Raw genomic sequence first — 18218 nt, 5'->3', positions numbered from 1 at the left:
AACAACATATCATTTACCAATTATAATATATTCATTAAACTAATTAATGAATTTAATTCTTTAACATGATAATTTAATTCATCTAACTTTTTTTGTTGATTTTCAGTTATTTTTGAATTAATTAACATACTTTGAATACCTGCATTATATGCACCCATAATATCTACATCAAAATTATTTCCAATCATCAATGATGTTCCTTCAGTCACACCTAATTTTTCCATAGCTATTTCAAATATTTTTGCATCAGGTTTTTCTACACCAACAGATTCTGATGTAACAACAACATCAAAAAAAGGATATACTCCTAATCGTACTAATTTTTCCCATTGTTTTATTTCCTTTCCATTAGTTATGAGTCCAACCTTATATCCCTTACTTTTCAAATATAATAAAATTGAAAAACATTCCGGTTCTAATTTTAACATAGCAAATTTTGTATTATGATATGTAATTATCCCATTTACTATAATTAAGGGATCTTCTTCACCATTAATCTTCTTTGTTAAAATATTAAAATGTTTATTATAATTAGAACCTTTTTCTTTGATAATTTCCATTAAACATTCATAACCTTCATCTTCAGTACATTTAAGTCCATTATGAACCATTGATTTAACTGCAGCCCTACGTGCAATAGCTGCAAATCCTGATGTATCATATAATGTATCATCCATATCAAAAAATACTGCTCGAATCATATATTATATATTATAATTTTTAATTTATATATAAACATTGATTAAAAAAATAAAAAAAAGAATGAAAAAGGAGATTATAATTTAAATGAACCATCCAGTATTGCTTTCTTAAGTTCATCAGCTATTTCCATTGCACGTTTTTTATCCGATTGCCTACAAGTTACAGGAATATTTCTTTCTTTATCTTCAGATTCAATCTTTATAGATCCCATTTTAATACTAGGAACACCTCTTGGACATACAGTTGCACAATATCCACACCCATAACATAATTCTGTATCAATTGTTTTATCTTTACTATATGCATTTACAGGACAATAAATATTTGGAAGACATGGAATACAATTAAAACATTTAGATACATCTACTGTAGGTCTATATTCTATATCCCCATCCCACATAGTATAATCTACAGTATCTATTGGTAAATGTCTTCCATGAATATCACATACAGGTAATTGAATATCCTTATTAAGTACTTTCAAGTTATTTAAAATATCTTCATTAAGTACGGGTATTGGTATTGCTACAGAATCAAATACTTCAGGACCCATACCTGTTTTATAACCACCAACATAATATGAATTCATATCTTTTATATCTGCAGTTAATAATAGGTTTGGCTTTTCTGAAGAACTTCTAGTACCATTATCAATAATTACTCCTTGAGCACCATTTAATAATATTTTTGTTTCAGGTCCTATAACAGCTTGTTCTGGATCATTAGCTAATGGATTGACATCCCCACATCCTGAAAAAGAATATGAATTATATGGTCCTTCCATTGGTGAAACGTTGAATATTGATTTTTGTGCTCCTGGTTGAGGATTTGTGAATGAATTATAATTTTTAAATGCCATTCTTGTACCAATCATCCTAGCATAAGGAATTTCATTTAATGTAATTCTTTTAGTAAATTCATTATTCTCTATATCCACAATTTTTACTTCAATTTCTTTACCTGAAAGCAAATCTTTTATTAAAAATCCACCACCATATTCATCAATAGTTTCACTATGATTAGTACCATATAATATTACATCAACAGACCCTAATAATTCATTAGGACAAGGTCCAGGATATGCAGGTATTCCATTGAGATAGACTTCTTTTGCTTTATTAAATGCTCCAGGTTCTGTTACCTGAATATGGAATAATGCTGTTGTACCAGACATAACTCCACTAGTACCACAAGTTACAACATCAACATCATCTAATGTAACTTCTTCATCATTTCTTAATTTAGTTTTAAGTTCTTCAGCAGTTAAAACTATTGCATCTCCTGAATCTAATTTCTTCTGAATATCTTCTAAAGTTTTTGTCATATTTCCACTCTTACTATATGTATAACACAAAGCTAAGTTTTTTTCTAAAAAATAGCTTCACTTGTAGTTTAAATAATTAAATTGAAAAACTTAAAATAGAATTTAATTACTTATACTTTTTATTATATTTAGTGTATTATAAAAAAATTAAAAAAAATAAATGTTGAAAAAAATTAATTCCAACTTCTAATTTGATCTTTTATCGCATTAAATGCATCATCTTGTTTATCAAGATTTGTCATTTTTGCTCCTTGTGCAAGTGTAGGTTTTCCTCCACCCCTACCTCCAAGGAATTTACCAATATCATTAATTACATCACCCATTTTCATACCCCTATCAAGTATTTTATCATTAGATGATGCTACAATATTACCATTATTATTAATTACAATTGCAATATCAGCAATTTCATCTTTTTCAACTAAATTAATAGCAATTTCTCTTAATTGACCAGGTTCTACATCTAATACTTGTGTAATTATTTTATAACCATTAATCTCTTCAACATCATTTTTAAGTAAAAATATTTTAGCTTCTGCTAATTGTTTTTCAAGTGATTTAATAGTTTTTTGTTGTTCTTTCCATTCTGTAAAGAATCTATTACATGTTTTTGGTAATTGTTCAGCATCTACTCCAAATATTTCACTACTATCTTTTAAAATATCATCAGTTTCTTGTATTTTTTTAACTCCAGAATCAGATACTGCATATTCTAATCTTTCAACACCATCTTGTACTCTTTCAGTTCTTAGTAATTTAATTACCCCTATTTCACCAGTACTTTCACAGTGCGTTCCTGCACATGCTTCTACATCAATACCTGGAATTTCCACTACACGTATATTTTTACCTGGAACTATTCCTCCCTGATATAATCTAAACCCATATTTACGTTCAGCATCAGTCCTATCATACCATTTTATGTTAACAGGATAGTTTTCTTGAACTCTTTTATTAGCTAGTGCTTCAATTTGTTGAAGTTCTTCATGACTTACTCGTTTATAATGAGATAAATCAATTCTTGTTTTATCAAGTCCTTTTTGTGCACCTGCTTGCCAAATATGTTTTCCAAGAACTTTTCTAGCAGATGAAATTACTATATGTGTAGCTGTATGGTTTCTAGTCAGTAAATCTCTACGTAATGCATCAATTTCACCATTAATTTCTTCACCAACAATATTTTCTAATTTAGATATGTCTTCTTTGGCTACATGATGTAATACTATATCATCAATTTTCTCAGCATATATTATGTTTAATATTGTACCATCTTTTCGTGTTATAGTACCTTCATCAGATGGTTGTCCTCCACCTTCTGGATAGTATATTGTTTGATCAAGAATAATTTTATTAGAATCAACTACTCCTAGTACATTTGCTGTGAATTCTCTTTGTTTTAAATTATCATAAAATAATAATTTTGTTTTAGGAAAATCAAGTTCTAATTGTTCTTTTTCTTCATCAACTTCTTCTTCATGAGCAGCTGCTATTTGAGTATAAAAGTTATCTGGTATATTTGCATCAAAATCATTTTCATTAGATATAGATTCTACTGTTTCTGGAGGTATACCATGAGAATCATAGAAATTAATTAACATATCATTAGGAAAAGATGTTTTATTTTCCTTTTTAAGAGTTTTAATTGATCTTTTTACAAGATTTTCCCCTTTTCTTAAAGTTGTATGATATCTTTCTTCTTCTAAATCAGTTATATTAATTATATGCTCTTTATTATCATTTATCTCAGGATATGTTTTTGATAAGAAATCTACTTGCATTTTCATTATATCCGATAATGATTCATTAAGACCTAATTCATTCATATATTTAACTGTACGTCTTAGAACTAATCTTGCAAGATAACCTTCTTTTACATTTGATGGAATAATTCCATCAGCTAACATGAAACTTAAACATCTAGTATGATCTGCAACAATGTAAATTGCTTCCATTGGATCAGTTGCTTTTTTAAGTACATCAGGATCTAAAGATAATTTATCAGCTACTTTTTTACGTAAAAGTTTTAAATCAGATATATCTTCAATATCCATCATACCTGCAATACGAGCATTTTCTGATAAAATTTCAGTATCTAATTCAACTCCACTTATATCAGTTAATTTATTAATAACAGGACCAAATGTTGCATCATAAGCTGTTGGTGTTCCTTGACTTACCCATGCAATTCGTTCTAAACCGTAACCTGTATCCACAATTCTTAAAGGTATTTCTTTAAGACCATCTTTTGTTGTTGCATATTGAATAAAAACTAATGTGGCAAGTTCTACTCCATGAGCACATATTTCAAATGAAGGACCTTCATTACCCCCTCCTTTCCACCAGGATTCAATATAAGTAATTTCTTCAGGATTGATTCCAATACTTACTAAAAAGTCATGACAATACCTTAATGTTTCATTTTTCCAGTATACATCATTTTCTACACTGTTAAATGCATGATGTGCACCCATAGTAAAACAAGTCATATGTCTTCCAGTTCTTCCCACATTATCTACATCGTTCAATCGAATAGACGGTTGCGCAATAGTCAAAGGATTTGCAGGAGGTCTTACCATACCACTAGTTACCCATGGTTGGAAATCATAAATTGTAGCTCCTACAAGAAATACATCATTTCTCCATCGTTTAGCTAAAACAGGATATCTGTCTATTGGAGTATGACCATGATCTTTAAAGAAACCTTTAAATTTCTTTTGTATTCCCATTAAATCATATTGCTTATCTGTCACTGGATTTCCAATAAATTCATATTCATCACATGGAGCATCTCCACACGTTGATCTTTCACGAATAGACCAGAAAGTATTTCCACATTTTTGACAGACTTGTTTCTTATATCCTAATTGTTCAAGTTCATAAGTCATAAAAAATTCACTTAAATAATTTTTTTGAAAATAAATTATATATTAATTATTTTAAATAATTGAAATAAACATAATTAATTTTTATATTTATTTATTATGATTAAATTTCTCTTCGTTATAATATAAAAAAGTAATCATAAATCATGAAAATAAGATAAAAATAGCGTAAATATAGAATAAAAAAAAATATACTATTGACAAAAAAATACTCTATAAAATAAAATTAGAAATTAATAAAAAAAATTAAAAAGAAAGAAAGGATAAATTACTTATCCGAAGAGAGCACCTAATCCAGCTGCTGCTGCTTCTTCTTCTTCTTCCTCTTCTTCTTCAACAACTTCTTCTTCAGCTGCTTCTTCTGCTACAGGTGCTGCAGCTGCTGCAGGAGCTGCTACTGCTGCTGTTGCGATTGCTTCTTCAATATCTACATCTTCTAATGATGCGATTAAAGCTTTTACTCTTGCGTCATCTACTTCTACTCCAGCTGCAGATAATACAGCTGTAACATTTTCTTCGTTAATATCTTTTTCAGTTGCGTTTAATAATAATGCTGCGTATACGTATTCCATGTTAATACACCTTTTTAATTTAATTTATATGTATTTTAATAAATACAATTTATCTTTTTAATTTTTTATAAATATAATCTCAAATTGCTTTCAAGATTAGTTAGTTTCCGTTTTACTAGTACCTTTAAAGTCTATCCAAAGAGAGCTCCAAGACCTGCTGCTGCAGGTGCTTCTTCCTCTTCTTCTTCCTCTTCAGGTTCTTCTGTATTATCTTCAACAGGAGCTGCTGCAGGAGCTGCTGTAGCTTGAGAACTTAATTTTTCATTAAGTTCATCATCTAATGCTTCTGCAGATAATTTACCTGCTACTGCTAACATTTGTAAGTAAGCTTTAGATAATATTTTATCAGTTGTTTCAGAAGTTAATATATTAGCATTTATAGCTAAGTTTAATGCGTCTCTAGCTGCATTTTGTATAATTACAGGGGTAGATTCGCTGTTGTATATACCTGCATAAACTGATAAGTTAAGTGCACTTTGATATGCTGTTGCAATAATTTGAATAGTTTCTTCTTCATCAATTGCTAAAACATCAGCGGTATATATTGTGTCTCCTTCACAAACTGCTAGTAGATCTATTCCCACTTCCATAGGGTGAATTTCAAGTTTTGTTAAGATATCTGCAACGTTTTTAGGAATTTCATTGCCTTCTTCAACAACAGTAGCGTCGTCTGTTACAACAATTTTTCCTTTATCAATTTTTGCAGGAATACCTGCTTGTTGTAATTCACCAAGAATTGGACCTGGTGGGAAAGATGTATCTCCTGCTGGAACTACGATATCCGCTGGAGCTATACTTCCAGCTTTTGCTGGAGCTTCCGTTTTACTATCTTCTAATATTTTAAATAGTTTGAAAGGATTTGTTTCTGTGAAGACCATTGCTGGTTGACCTTCGAGGTAGTTGCTTAAATCTTCAACTACCTCTTTTTCAGCGTTTTCTAATGCAATTTTAATAAAGTTTTTACGTGACATTTTTAAAATTGCTTTATCACCTAAAGATTTTCTCATAGTTTGTAATTGTTTTGCTGGAATATCAGCTAAGTTTACAATACCAACTATTTCATGAGCATTAGTTAAATCTTCTAATTCAGCTACTTTTTCTTTTTTCCAATCTGCAACGTGATTCATCTAGATCACCCTCGTTACAGGTCCCATTGTAGTTTTTAAATACATTGATTTGATCTGTTTAGAACCTTTTTCTAATTTACGATCAAGTACATCCATTATAGCATCGATATTTTCAGCAACTTCTGCTTCAGTCATATTTTCTGATCCTACAATAGATTGTATAATAGGTTGGTCTTTCACTCTTATTTTTATAGTACTTCTAAGTCTTCCTAATATAACTTCTGGATTTGCACTTGCTGGAATTGGTTTAGGCATTTTTTTCCTTGGACCTAATACTGGACCTAAGAATCTACCAACAGTTGGCATTAAATCAGTTTGTGCTACAAAGAAATCATAAGAATTTGCTAATTTTTTAGCTTCTGGTCTGTTTTTACCATATTCTTCTAATTTTTCTTTGTTAATTACGATATCTGCGCCTGCTTGTTCTGCTTGGTAAGCTAATTCACCTTCAGCAATAACTGCAATTTTAATATCTTTTCCACGTCCATTAGGGAGAAGCACTTCTTCATCTAAACGGTTTTCTGGTTTATTTATGTCTAAATCGTTGATGGTTATGACCACATCTATAGACTGTGTGAAGTTTCTCGGTTTAGATTCTTCTTTAACCTTCTTCACTGCTTCTTCAATTACTTGTGTCATTCAATTTCCTCCAAAGAACAAGATTTAAATTCATAAATCTAGTTCAACGTGTAAATAAATTATGTACTATGTACATTGTATAAAATTTTTATATTTAAAGCCTAATCGTTTGATTAATATTAAATAAATAAATGTTACTTCATGAAATAAAAAATTATTTAAAGTATTTATTGTGTAAATACTTCATCATAATCTCCATTATCGATGTCTTTTTGAGTTTCACGTCCGTCTTTACCTTCAACGTTTATACCCATACTTACACATGTACCGATTACTTCTTTTGTTGCATGTTTGTAATCATTAGCAAGTAAGTCATCATATTTCATTCTTGCAACTTTAAATGCTTGTTCAACTGAGAAATCAGCTGCTACTTCAGTACCTGGTTCATGAGAACCACTTTCGATACCTAATTCATCAAGAACTAAAGCAGTTGTAGGTGGTGTACCTATAGATACTTCAAATTCTTTTGTATCGAGGTCTGCAGTTATTTTTACTGGTACTTTCATACCATCAAAATCAGCAGTTTTTTTATTGATTTCTTCAACAACTTGCATCATATTAATACCTAATGGACCTATAGCTGGACCTAAAGGTGGTCCCGGTGTGGCTTTTCCACCTTCCACTAGGATTTCAATAGTTTGACTAGCCACTATTCAGCCTCCTTTTGTATTAATCTGATTTGGTCACCCTTTACTGTGACAGGAATAGGAACTGCTGCTTCTATTAATTCTAGAACAACGTCTTCCTTAGCTTCATCAAGTCTAACTACTTTTGCTTTTTCACCTTTGAATGGTCCTGAAGTCAATTCAACAACACTACCTTTGGCAATATTGGTCATTGCTGGTTCAGGATTTAGAAATGATTTAAGCTCATCAAAATCCACGTCACCTTCGACTAAACCTCTCAAGTTAGGAACCTTAAGTGCAGGATGCCTCATATCTAATGCTTTATCAGATTCGACAAAAATATAACCTTGCATTGACTCAGGAGATAGAATTGCAGAAATTCCAGTATCTTCATGTTTAACACTTTGTGCTAACAATGCAGCTACACTTTTTTCTTGTCCAATAATTACTCTCATTGCGTAAAACATATTTTCACTTTTATCCTTGTTCAAAAGATATTATATATCTTATTCATTGTATTCTTAAATATTATTTAACAATAATATTTCGATTATTTATTCATTTATTAGTAATTTAATAAAACAAAATTAAGAGTAAAATATTACTTGTGATAATAGTGCTATTATGAATCCAATTACACCAATTATGATAATTCCAATGCCTGTAACTTTAGATACAGTTTTATATTCTTCATTATCAGGTTTTTTTGAAATTCTTAGAACTCTTTCACATTGTTTTAAAAAACCACGTACTGATTCTTTGTTTATATTCATATTACTACCTGCATTAAAAATTCAAAATGAGAAAATTTAAAACCTAAGTTTAGGGATCATATATAATTTATTAATTTCTATATTAATAAAGCTTTGTATTTTCCCCATTTAACTATTTTTAAAAAAAACAGGAAAACAAAGTATATCTTAAATAGGTTATTATTTGAATATAATTGAAAAATTATAAATTAATTCTTTAATTTTAGATAAAATAATCTGAGGATATTGATAATAAATTTCTTATTAAAAAAATAATAAAATAAATGAATAAAAAAATAACTGAAGATGTCTAGAATACATCATCAATAAATTCTTCTAAATCATTGTCCGGTGTTGGTGTTTCTCCCCTTGCTTTTTCTTTGTGTGAATCATTAGAACCCATAATAGATGGAGAATTTACACCTGCAATAACAATAGTAGTTCGAACTGTATTTGCAAGATCATCTTCTATTTGTGTACCCCAAATAATATTTGCTTCAGGATCAAGTTCATCTGCCACTATTTGTACTATTTTTTCAGCTTCATTTAATGTTAAATCACTACTACCACTTATATTAACAAGAGCACTTTTTGCATTAGATATATCTAAGTCAAGTAATGGGCTGTTAAGAGCTTCATTAACTGATTCTACTGCCCTATCACCAGTATCAGATTCACCCATACCAATCATAGCCATTCCACTATCTTTCATTACACTTTTAATATCTGCAAAATCAAGACTTACTAATCCTGGTTTTGTAATTAATTCAGTGATTCCTTTTACAGCTCTACCTAATAATTCATCTGAAACCATGAATGCTTTGTTAATCGGTAAACTTGGTGCTACTTCTAATAATTTATCATTAGGAATTACAAGTACTGTATCTGCAGATTCTTGAAGTTTTTCAAGTCCTCTTTCAGCATTATCTCTTCTTTTAATTCCTTCTGCACTAAATGGCATAGTTACTACCGCAATAGTTAATGCTCCACTTTTTTGTGCTATTCTACTAACTACTGGTGCAGATCCAGTACCTGTTCCTCCACCAAGACCACATGTTACAAAAACCATGTCAGCCCCATCTACTCTTCTTTTTATTTCTTCTTCACTTTCTTCAGCACTAGCTTCTCCTACTTCAGGTCTTCCACCAGCACCTAGTCCACCACAAGTTTCTTTTCCAATTAATATTTTATCTTTAGATTTGCAGTAGAATAAGTCTTGTGCATCAGTGTTTATAGATATTGTTTCAGCACCTTCAATACCAATTTCACCTAGACGAGAAATAGTGTTATTTCCAGCTCCACCAGCACCTATAACAAATATTTTTGCTCTACTTTCATTTATAAATTGTAATAATGTTTGATTAATATCCTCTTCATTAGAATTAGATATGTTGCGTCTTTCTGTTGAATTATTATTAGCTTCTGAATCTAAGCTATTATTTATTAGAGATTTCACTTAACACCCTCACTATTATGTTGTAATTAATAACAGTTCTTATTAATATTATATTTATTATTAAATTATTTAATATCTTTTTATTATATGTTGTATTATTAAAAAAATATTTTTTAGTAAATAGTTCTAAAAACTACTGGTAGATATTGTAAGTAATTAATTTAAAGTATGAGATTAAATAACTCAGTTAATCACTAATCCATATCATCAAAATAATTACTAAACATAATTGACAATATTAATTTAAGATATATTATTTTTTAAAAATATATTATTTTCTAAAATAATCAAATTTATATTATATATTTCTATGTTTTATAAAATATATAAAAACTTGCTTATTTAAATAAAACTGTGAGAATTTAATAAAATAATTTATACTAATCTTCAAATGCCTATTAATAAATATTACTCAAGAGTACAACTAAAAGTCATAAATATGATATTATAATATAATTCCAAATTTTATTTTGAATAGAAATAGATGAAATATAGAATATAAAACCATTCAATCAGAAATAGTACTCTTGAAATTGAAAATTAAATTTTAAAGTGCTAATAACATATACATTAATTATATAAATAAATAAAAATTTATTGAATGAATTTATTTTTGGAGAACACCCCATCTTAAAAAAAATACATTCAAAGTTACTTATATATTAATATAATAAAAAATTAAAATGTAATAAGTAATTAATGAATTATTCTATAAAAACAATATGGAGAAGACAATATGAGAGCTTTTGAATTTTTAGATGATGTAGGTTCTTTAAATACAAATACCATGGTATTAGATAAAGGCATGAGTTATAATAATATTGAAGATATGCTAAAGTTAACTGGAGATTATTTTAATTTATTGAAATATGGATGGGGTACATCCATATTATACAATCAAGAAATAATTAAAGATAAAAATGAATTATACCATTCATACAATATTAAAACATATGTTGGAGGAACATTATTTGAATTAGCAAATAAAAAAGACAAAATAGACGAATATTTCAATGAAATAGATAAATTAAATTTTAATGCTGTGGAAATATCTGATGGATCAACTACCATTTCTTCAGAAAAAAGATTAGAATTAATTACAAAATCAAAAGAATTAGGTTTCTATACATTAAGTGAAATCGGTAAAAAAAATCCAGAAAAAGACAAAGAATATAGTCTTGAACAAAGAATTAATCTTATAAATAAAGACATAGAAGCAGGAAGTGATATGGTTATTATTGAAGGTCGTGAAAGTGGTAAAAATATTGGAATTTATGATTCAAATGGTAATGTTAAATTAGATGAAATAGATGAAATATCTATGAAAACAAAAACTGAAAAATTATTATGGGAAGCTCCTCAAAAAAATCAACAAATAGCATTAATTCTCAAACTAGGAAATACAGTGAATCTTGGAAATATTAATTCAAATGACATAATTTCCCTTGAAACACTACGTCGAGGATTAAGAGGAGATACTCTCGGAAAAGTATAATTATATAATATATATTAAGAATTATGAATATGACTTATAAAACAATCCCTATAAAAACAGAATATATTATACCAGGTGAAGGTTATTCTAAAATAATAAAAGGCATAATTGAAGTCTGTGAAAATAATGATTATATTATTATTAGTGAAACACCTATTTCAACTGCAGAAAATAATTTAGTAGATGAATCACAATACATCCCAGGAATTCTTGCTTACATATTAACAGAATTATGGGGTAGATACATTTGGGGTTACATTTTAGGTCCTTTACTAAAATATAAAAAAAGAACAATTAATAATCTTAGAAAAATGCCTCCCGAAGCAAGAGTTCATAAACAATTTATTCTAGAGAAATATGGTTTAAAGCATGCATTACAACCAACTGCTGAAGCAGGAGTTGATTTAAGTAATGTTCCAGGACAATATGTATCATTACTACCTGAAAATCCAATGAAAAGTGCTCATAAAATTCAGAAGAATATTAAGGAAATCTGTGGAAAAGATGTGCATATTATAATAATAGATACTGATGCTACGTATGAAATACATGAAAAACTCTTCACAACAATACCATTATCCCTAAATAGTATTAAAAACAATACAGGTATAATTGGCTACTTTCTAAAAATATTTTCTAAAAAAGTAGGTCCAACTATTCTTGCATCTACAATAAAGTGCAATATATATAAATTAATTGAACTAGGAACTATTGCTGAAAAATGTCAAAAAGAAAATAATGAAAATTTTTTTGAAACTATATATAATATGCAAAATGTTTTTGATACTGATTATAATCAAATAACAAATGATATGTTAAAAACTGTAACACATATCCCTGCAGTGTTAATCCGTTTTGAATAAGTATTTATAATATGTAATAACATAATAATATATTAGTTATTTTTTTTAACCTTATGAAATAATTCCATTTAATAAACTATTAAATGTATACAAACTCAACTAAATAAAAATAAAATCATTATAAAATTAATACTATTTAAAAATAGATTAAAAATAAAAAAAATTCAATGATTAAATATAATGATTTAAAAAAGCTATTTTAATTAGTATTGAAACATACTATTAGAATGAGTATATATAAAAATAAGAGAGATAATATAATGGCTAGGAAAAAAGTTAAATATACATTTGATTATGATTCTAAATTCTTAAATGAACACAATGTTAAAAAATTAGCATATGAACTTACTCATGATGCAGATACCAGTAAAAAAATATTAGATTGTTTATTCACAGCAGAAGTTACAGATGAACAAATAGCTGAAGCTACAGGCATTAAACTAAATTTTGTTAGAAAAATTTTATACAAATTCTATGATGTAGGTATGGCTAATTATACTAGAAAAAAAGATCCTGAAACTCAATGGTTCACATATTACTGGAGATTCGATTCTAGAAAAGCTGCACAAATATTAGAAAAACAATACAACCACCATAATAAAGAAATTAAGGAATCATTAGAATTTGAAGAAAATAATATGTTCTTTGTATGTCCTAATGGTTGTAGATACCCCTTTGATGAAGCTACTGACTTCCAATTTATATGTCCAAGATGCAATGAGAAACTAGAATTTAAAGATAACACAGATATAATAAACGATCTTAAAAAGTTAGAATCATCATACACAGTTAATGAATAACCTTAAACACCTTCTTTTTTTATAATATTCTTTTTTATTGAATTTAATTATTACTTCGGAGATTTACCATGAAAAATATTGATAAATTAATTAATAGAATATATAACGAACTTGAATGTTCTGAGTATATTATAAATCATTCCAATACAGTTTATAAACGAACACAAGAGATTACAAAACATTACGATAACATAGATAAAGAGCTCATAAAAGCTGGAGCTAAATTACACGATGTTGGAAGAACAGTTACATCTAGTGTTAAACATGCGTATATTGGAGCAGATCTTTTACGTGAATTAAATATAGATGAACGCATTTGTAAAATAACTGAACGTCATATAGGTGCTGGAATAACACCATTAGAAGCAAAAAAATTAGAATTACCCCCTAGAAATTATATTCCAGAGACTCTTGAAGAAAAAATAGTGGCTCATGCAGATAATTTAGTTCATGGCATTAAATTTGTAGATTTAGATTTTGTGATAAAGAAATGGACCAATAAAGGTATGAGTAATGATTCTATTAATCGTCTTATAAAATTACATGATGAACTTATCAATTAGGAGTGTTTTTATGACCATTGTAATATATACAGGATTATCTATTTCATTTGAAGAAGCACGTACGATATTAGATGCTGAATATTTACCTCCTGTAAAAAGAGGCGATATATCAAATTTACTATCTAATAGAGATGATATTGAAGTTATTGGCATTATTGATGGTGTTTTCCATCAAAGTCCTGCAGTAGCTCATAAAGAAATATTATCTGCTCTTAAAAAAAATATTGCTGTTGTTGGTGGTTCTAGTATAGGTGCTTTAAGAGCTTGTGAATTATACCCCTATGGTATGATTGGTGTCGGTGATATTTTTAATGATTATAAAACTGGAGTTATTGAATCAGATGATGATGTTGCTGTTGCATTAAATCCTGAAACACTAGAACAAATGTCAGAATCATTGATTAATATGAGATATAATTTAGATGCAGCTAAAAAGAACAAGATTATAACTCAAGAAGAAGAAGAAGAGTTATTATCAATAGCTAAGCAAACATATTACCCTAAACGTTCTTTTGAATATACAATTAAAAAATCACAATTATTATCCAAAAATAATATAACAACGTTAACTAAATATATTAACAAAAATAAATTTGATATCAAATACAATGATGCAAAAAAAGTCATCGAATATATCAAAGAAAATTACAGTTGATAAGATGAAATTAGAAAATAAGATAAAAAGATTAAAAGAATTTTTAAAAGATAAAAAATGCATATTAGCATTCAGTGCAGGATCAGACAGCACCTTAATAGCATATATTTTATCACAAGTAAGTCCTGACTCACTACTTGTTACAATAGATAATAATATGATGCCAAAAGAATTCATAGAATATACTCAAAAAAAATCAAAAGAATTCCATCTTAAACATGAAATAATTAAATTAGATTTCTTAGAAGATCCAGAGTTTATATCAAACAACCCTAAACGATGTTACAATTGTAGAAAATTAATGTACTCAAATATACAAAAATTACCTGAATTTGATAAATATGAATACTTCCTTGAAGGAACAAATTTAACAGATCTTCTTGAAGACAGACCAGGTGTTCTTGTAAGTTCTATGTATAACATGACAAGTCCACTAATCGAATGTGAAATTACAAAAAAAGATGTATTTGAAATGATTAAATATTTCAAATTAGACTACTCCAATGATACAACATGTCTTGCAACACGTGTGAAAACAAATGAAACAGTAAATGAAGAAAAATTAAATTTAATCTATGAAGCAGAAAAACTTGTTAAAAGATATATTCATCAAGAAAATATAAGAGTTAGATTTGATAATTATAATGCAACAATATCTGTTGATGAACCTTTAAATATACTCGATAAAAATCTAATAAAAACACTGCGCAATGAACTACATAAATTAGGCTTCAAAAAAATATTCTTAGATATTACAGGATATGAAAAAACAGAACTTAAATTTTATATAGATAACAAAAACATGTACTATTATCAATTACCATATACTATTGATTTAAACAATACCTTTAAGACAATTCAAGAAAAAAATAACTTACAAAAAAAAACAAAACAATTCCCAGAATACATACAATATAATGATATAATCATTAATAAAAATGGTAAAGTAAGCATGCCACAAACAGAGGACTTTATTAATAAATTCAACAATATTTTACCAGCAATCAAAAGAAAAAAAATAGAATAGAAATAAAATACTTATTTCTATTTTATACTAATTATTGAATCATAGCCCTCATCAAATCACTTGCTCTTACAAGTCCAATAGGTTCATCAGACATATTTAATACAGGAACTTGTTCAATATTATTTTGTCTTAGAATATTAGCACATTCCTTTACTGAAGTTTTACGAGTAATTGAAATCAATTTATCACCAGTTACATCTTTAACTAATTTATCTGAAAATCGTAACTTATTTTTTAGGATATACATTACACTTTGACTATTCCATGTCCATTTATCTCCTTCAGTACTTACTGAACTATTATGTATTGTTTGTTCTTCAACAACTTCACTTTCATTAATAAAATCAGTTTCCGTTAATATTCCTGATGCTTTACTATCATCAGTTAAAGAAATTACTGATTTAAAATTAAAATAACTAGTTATTGAATACGCTACAGGTAATGGTGTTTTTTCCCATACTGTCGGTACATTATGTACCATGTATTTTTCAACAGGTTCCGTATTATTAATTTTCCATAATGCTTTATTGATTATATCTGCAGAAGTAATTATTCCTAGAATTTGATTATCTTCTGTTATTGGAACTCTTCTAATTTTATTATTTATCATTTTATGAACTACAGATATCACATCTTCATCTGGTGCAGCGGTTATAGGATTTCTAGTCATAACCATTGCAATTTGATCTTCATCAGGATTTTTGATAAGATCAGATCGTGTAACTACTCCTGCTAATTCACCTGTTTGTTTTTTAACTATTGGTAATCCAGATAATTTTTTTTCTCTTAGAATTTCATAAATACTACTGACTGTTCCAGGTACTGTTCCTACTTGAACATTTTCGGTCATTATTTCACTTGCTTTCATGATAATCACTTTTTCAGCTTATAATATAGGATAAAATATATTGAATTATTGTTATAACTATAATTATTAATAATTAATATTATATTACTTTTTATATAAAATAATTGATGTAAAAAAAAGATATGAAAAATAAAAGGAGAAGAAATTTATTTTTTAGCTTCAATAACAGTTCTTCCATTCATGTAGGGTACTAAAACACTAGGTACTTTTATACTACCATCTTCTTGTTGATAGTTTTCTAATATACAACACATTGTTCTTTCCGTAGCTATAGCAGTACTATTTAATGTATGAAGTATTTGAGCATCTCCTGCTCCAGCTTTACCAAATCTAGTGTTAATTTTTCTTGCTTGGTAATCTTTACAATTAGTACAGGATACTAGTTCACGATAGGTTTCTGAACCAGGGAACCATGCTTCAAGATCATATTTTATAGCTGCATTATCATTTAATGCAGATGATACTATTCCAACAATTCTATAAGGTAGTCCTAGTTTTTGATATATTCCTTCTGTTACTTCTAATAATTTTTCATGTTCTTTTCCAGATTCTTCAGGTGTTGAATATATAAATTGTTCTACTTTTTCAAATTGATGAACTCTGAAAATACCTAATGTATCTTTTCCATGAGATCCTGCTTCTTTTCTAAAACATGTTGAAAGAGCACAATATCTTAAAGGTAAATCCTCAGATGGAATTATTTCATTTCTATGTAATGCAGCTAGTGTTTGTTCTGCTGTAGCAATTAAAAATAAATCCTCATTTTCAACCTTATATAATGTTTCTTCAAATTCACCTAATTCCGATGTTTCTTCTGCCACTTCTCCTTTAATGAAAAAAGGAGTTTGTAGTGGAGAATAACCTTTTTGAGTTAATTCATTTAAAGCAAATTGAATTAAAGCTAAATTAAGGAAAAGAATATCTTGTTTTAAGTAATAAAATCGAGATCCTGCTATTTCAGATGCTGTTTCTGTATCTGCCCCATCAATAATTTTAATTAAATCCACATGATTTAAAGGTTCAAAGTCAAATGAAGGTAATTCCCCATGTGTTTTTACTATTTCATTATCATCTTCAGTATCAGAAATAGGTACTTTTTCATCTATTATATTACCTACTTTATACCTGTATTCATCACGTATTTTTTCATATTCTTCAATTTTTGGTTCTAATTCTTTGATATCCTCAGCTACTTGTTTAGATTTACTTATTACTTCTTCAATATTCCCATCTTTTTTTGCTTGTTTAAAAGATTTAGATAGTTTATTTTTTTCAGATCGTAGATTATTTAAATCCATTAATCCATTTCTCCATAAATTATCATATTCAATAACTTTTTCAACATTTGTTGTATCTCTAAACCTTTTCTTCTCAGATTCCATAATTTTTTCTGGTTCTTCTCTGAATAATTTTATATCTAACAAAATATTTTTCCCCTTTTATATCTATTTAGTCCACTAACTCTAATTCATCATCTTTATACACATCAGTACCTGCAATTTTATCAAATAAACGTGAAGGATAATTAAGTATTTTACCAATGAGAATATCAATTATCAAAGGTATCCAAAATAATTTAGTTAAATTTCTTATGAATGCTTTTTTATAAGTCATATATCCTTCAACATCAGACACATATAAGTGAGTAATTCTTTTTCCAATAGTTTTATTTGTTTTAGCTTCAAAAAATGTGAAATAAGCCATCGTTACAATGATTAATACAACATATGCATATCCTGCAAGCAATATAGAATTACCAATTAAAGATAATAATATATATAAAATATTATTAATTAAAGCAGTAAATAATGTTACAATAATCATGTCTATAATTAAAGCTTCAGCTCGTAATATGAAATGTTCCATT

At 27.9% G+C, this 18218-nt stretch carries 19 protein-coding genes; 6 read left to right on the top strand and 13 right to left on the bottom strand.

The features are described from left to right. Positions 1-20 precede the first annotated feature (20 nt). The 10 genes from NL43_RS01655 to ftsZ all read right to left on the bottom strand — a co-directional run bounded on the left by NL43_RS01655 (position 21) and on the right by ftsZ (position 10014). Positions 21-701: a TIGR02253 family HAD-type hydrolase gene (locus tag NL43_RS01655; RefSeq protein WP_069592296.1), complete on the bottom strand. Its 681-nt coding sequence runs from the start codon at positions 699-701 to the stop codon at positions 21-23. A 74-nt stretch (positions 702-775) separates the two neighbouring features. After that, positions 776-2026: a methanogenesis marker 16 metalloprotein gene (locus NL43_RS01650; protein WP_069592294.1), complete on the bottom strand. Its 1251-nt coding sequence runs from the start codon at positions 2024-2026 to the stop codon at positions 776-778. A 173-nt stretch (positions 2027-2199) separates the two neighbouring features. Then, the gene (alaS, locus tag NL43_RS01645; protein WP_069592292.1) at positions 2200-4911 is read right to left on the bottom strand and encodes an alanine--tRNA ligase; all 2712 of its coding nucleotides are present in this window, start codon (positions 4909-4911) and stop codon (positions 2200-2202) included. A gap of 269 nt (positions 4912-5180) precedes the next feature. Then, positions 5181-5480, bottom strand: coding sequence for a 50S ribosomal protein P1 (rpl12p, locus tag NL43_RS01640; RefSeq protein ID WP_069592290.1), 300 nt, complete (start codon positions 5478-5480; stop codon positions 5181-5183). Between the two features lie 131 nt (positions 5481-5611). Next, positions 5612-6607, bottom strand: a complete 996-nt coding sequence (locus NL43_RS01635; RefSeq protein WP_069592288.1) for a 50S ribosomal protein L10 — start codon at positions 6605-6607, stop codon at positions 5612-5614. Further along, complete coding sequence (locus tag NL43_RS01630; protein WP_069592287.1) at positions 6608-7246, bottom strand: 50S ribosomal protein L1; 639 nt, start codon at positions 7244-7246, stop codon at positions 6608-6610. 167 nt (positions 7247-7413) lie between these two features. Continuing rightward, positions 7414-7896, bottom strand: a complete 483-nt coding sequence (locus NL43_RS01625) for a 50S ribosomal protein L11 (RefSeq protein ID WP_069592285.1) — start codon at positions 7894-7896, stop codon at positions 7414-7416. Continuing rightward, positions 7896-8339, bottom strand: coding sequence for a transcription elongation factor Spt5 (locus tag NL43_RS01620; RefSeq protein WP_069592283.1), 444 nt, complete (start codon positions 8337-8339; stop codon positions 7896-7898). Before NL43_RS01620 ends, NL43_RS01625 begins: the two co-directional genes overlap by 1 nt. A gap of 120 nt (positions 8340-8459) precedes the next feature. Continuing rightward, positions 8460-8645 (bottom strand): protein translocase SEC61 complex subunit gamma, encoded by a 186-nt coding sequence (locus NL43_RS01615; RefSeq protein ID WP_069592281.1) that lies wholly within the window; start codon positions 8643-8645, stop codon positions 8460-8462. Positions 8646-8934: 289 nt separating this feature from the next. Continuing rightward, the gene (gene ftsZ, locus NL43_RS01610) at positions 8935-10014 is read right to left on the bottom strand and encodes a cell division protein FtsZ (protein ID WP_371325637.1); all 1080 of its coding nucleotides are present in this window, start codon (positions 10012-10014) and stop codon (positions 8935-8937) included. An 802-nt stretch (positions 10015-10816) separates the two neighbouring features. On the opposite strand from ftsZ, the gene comA reads away from it, so the two are divergent. From comA to larE, 6 genes are all read left to right on the top strand, one after another. Then, on the top strand, positions 10817-11575 hold the full coding sequence (comA, locus tag NL43_RS01605; RefSeq protein ID WP_069592277.1) for a phosphosulfolactate synthase: 759 nt from the start codon (positions 10817-10819) through the stop codon (positions 11573-11575). A gap of 29 nt (positions 11576-11604) precedes the next feature. Beyond that, complete coding sequence (locus NL43_RS01600) at positions 11605-12438, top strand: coenzyme F420-0:L-glutamate ligase (protein ID WP_241776194.1); 834 nt, start codon at positions 11605-11607, stop codon at positions 12436-12438. Between the two features lie 260 nt (positions 12439-12698). Further along, positions 12699-13238 (top strand): transcription factor E, encoded by a 540-nt coding sequence (tfe, locus tag NL43_RS01595; RefSeq protein WP_069592273.1) that lies wholly within the window; start codon positions 12699-12701, stop codon positions 13236-13238. Positions 13239-13306: 68 nt separating this feature from the next. Next, positions 13307-13801 carry a TIGR00295 family protein gene (locus NL43_RS01590; protein WP_069592271.1) on the top strand — a complete coding sequence of 165 codons (495 nt, stop codon included), beginning with the start codon at positions 13307-13309 and terminating at the stop codon, positions 13799-13801. 10 nt (positions 13802-13811) lie between these two features. Further along, positions 13812-14456, top strand: coding sequence for a TfuA-related McrA-glycine thioamidation protein (locus NL43_RS01585; RefSeq protein ID WP_069592269.1), 645 nt, complete (start codon positions 13812-13814; stop codon positions 14454-14456). Then, positions 14410-15483, top strand: a complete 1074-nt coding sequence (gene larE / locus NL43_RS01580; protein WP_069592267.1) for an ATP-dependent sacrificial sulfur transferase LarE — start codon at positions 14410-14412, stop codon at positions 15481-15483. The genes NL43_RS01585 and larE overlap by 47 nt, the downstream gene beginning before the upstream one ends. Positions 15484-15514: 31 nt before the next feature. Here the strand turns inward: larE and NL43_RS01575 are convergent, their stop codons facing one another. The 3 genes from NL43_RS01575 to NL43_RS01565 all read right to left on the bottom strand — a co-directional run bounded on the left by NL43_RS01575 (position 15515) and on the right by NL43_RS01565 (position 18217). Beyond that, the gene (locus tag NL43_RS01575) at positions 15515-16351 is read right to left on the bottom strand and encodes a CBS domain-containing protein (RefSeq protein WP_069592265.1); all 837 of its coding nucleotides are present in this window, start codon (positions 16349-16351) and stop codon (positions 15515-15517) included. 146 nt (positions 16352-16497) lie between these two features. After that, positions 16498-17775, bottom strand: a complete 1278-nt coding sequence (gene serS / locus NL43_RS01570) for a serine--tRNA ligase (RefSeq protein ID WP_069592263.1) — start codon at positions 17773-17775, stop codon at positions 16498-16500. A gap of 25 nt (positions 17776-17800) precedes the next feature. Beyond that, positions 17801-18217, bottom strand: coding sequence for an RDD family protein (locus NL43_RS01565; RefSeq protein ID WP_069592261.1), 417 nt, complete (start codon positions 18215-18217; stop codon positions 17801-17803). Position 18218: the final 1 nt, after the last annotated feature.

This window comes from Methanosphaera sp. WGK6, assembly GCF_001729965.1.
Classification (GTDB): domain Archaea; phylum Methanobacteriota; class Methanobacteria; order Methanobacteriales; family Methanobacteriaceae; genus Methanosphaera.
The sequence above is the reverse complement of the archived record's forward strand: the minus strand, read 5'-3'. Positions and strand labels throughout refer to the sequence as shown.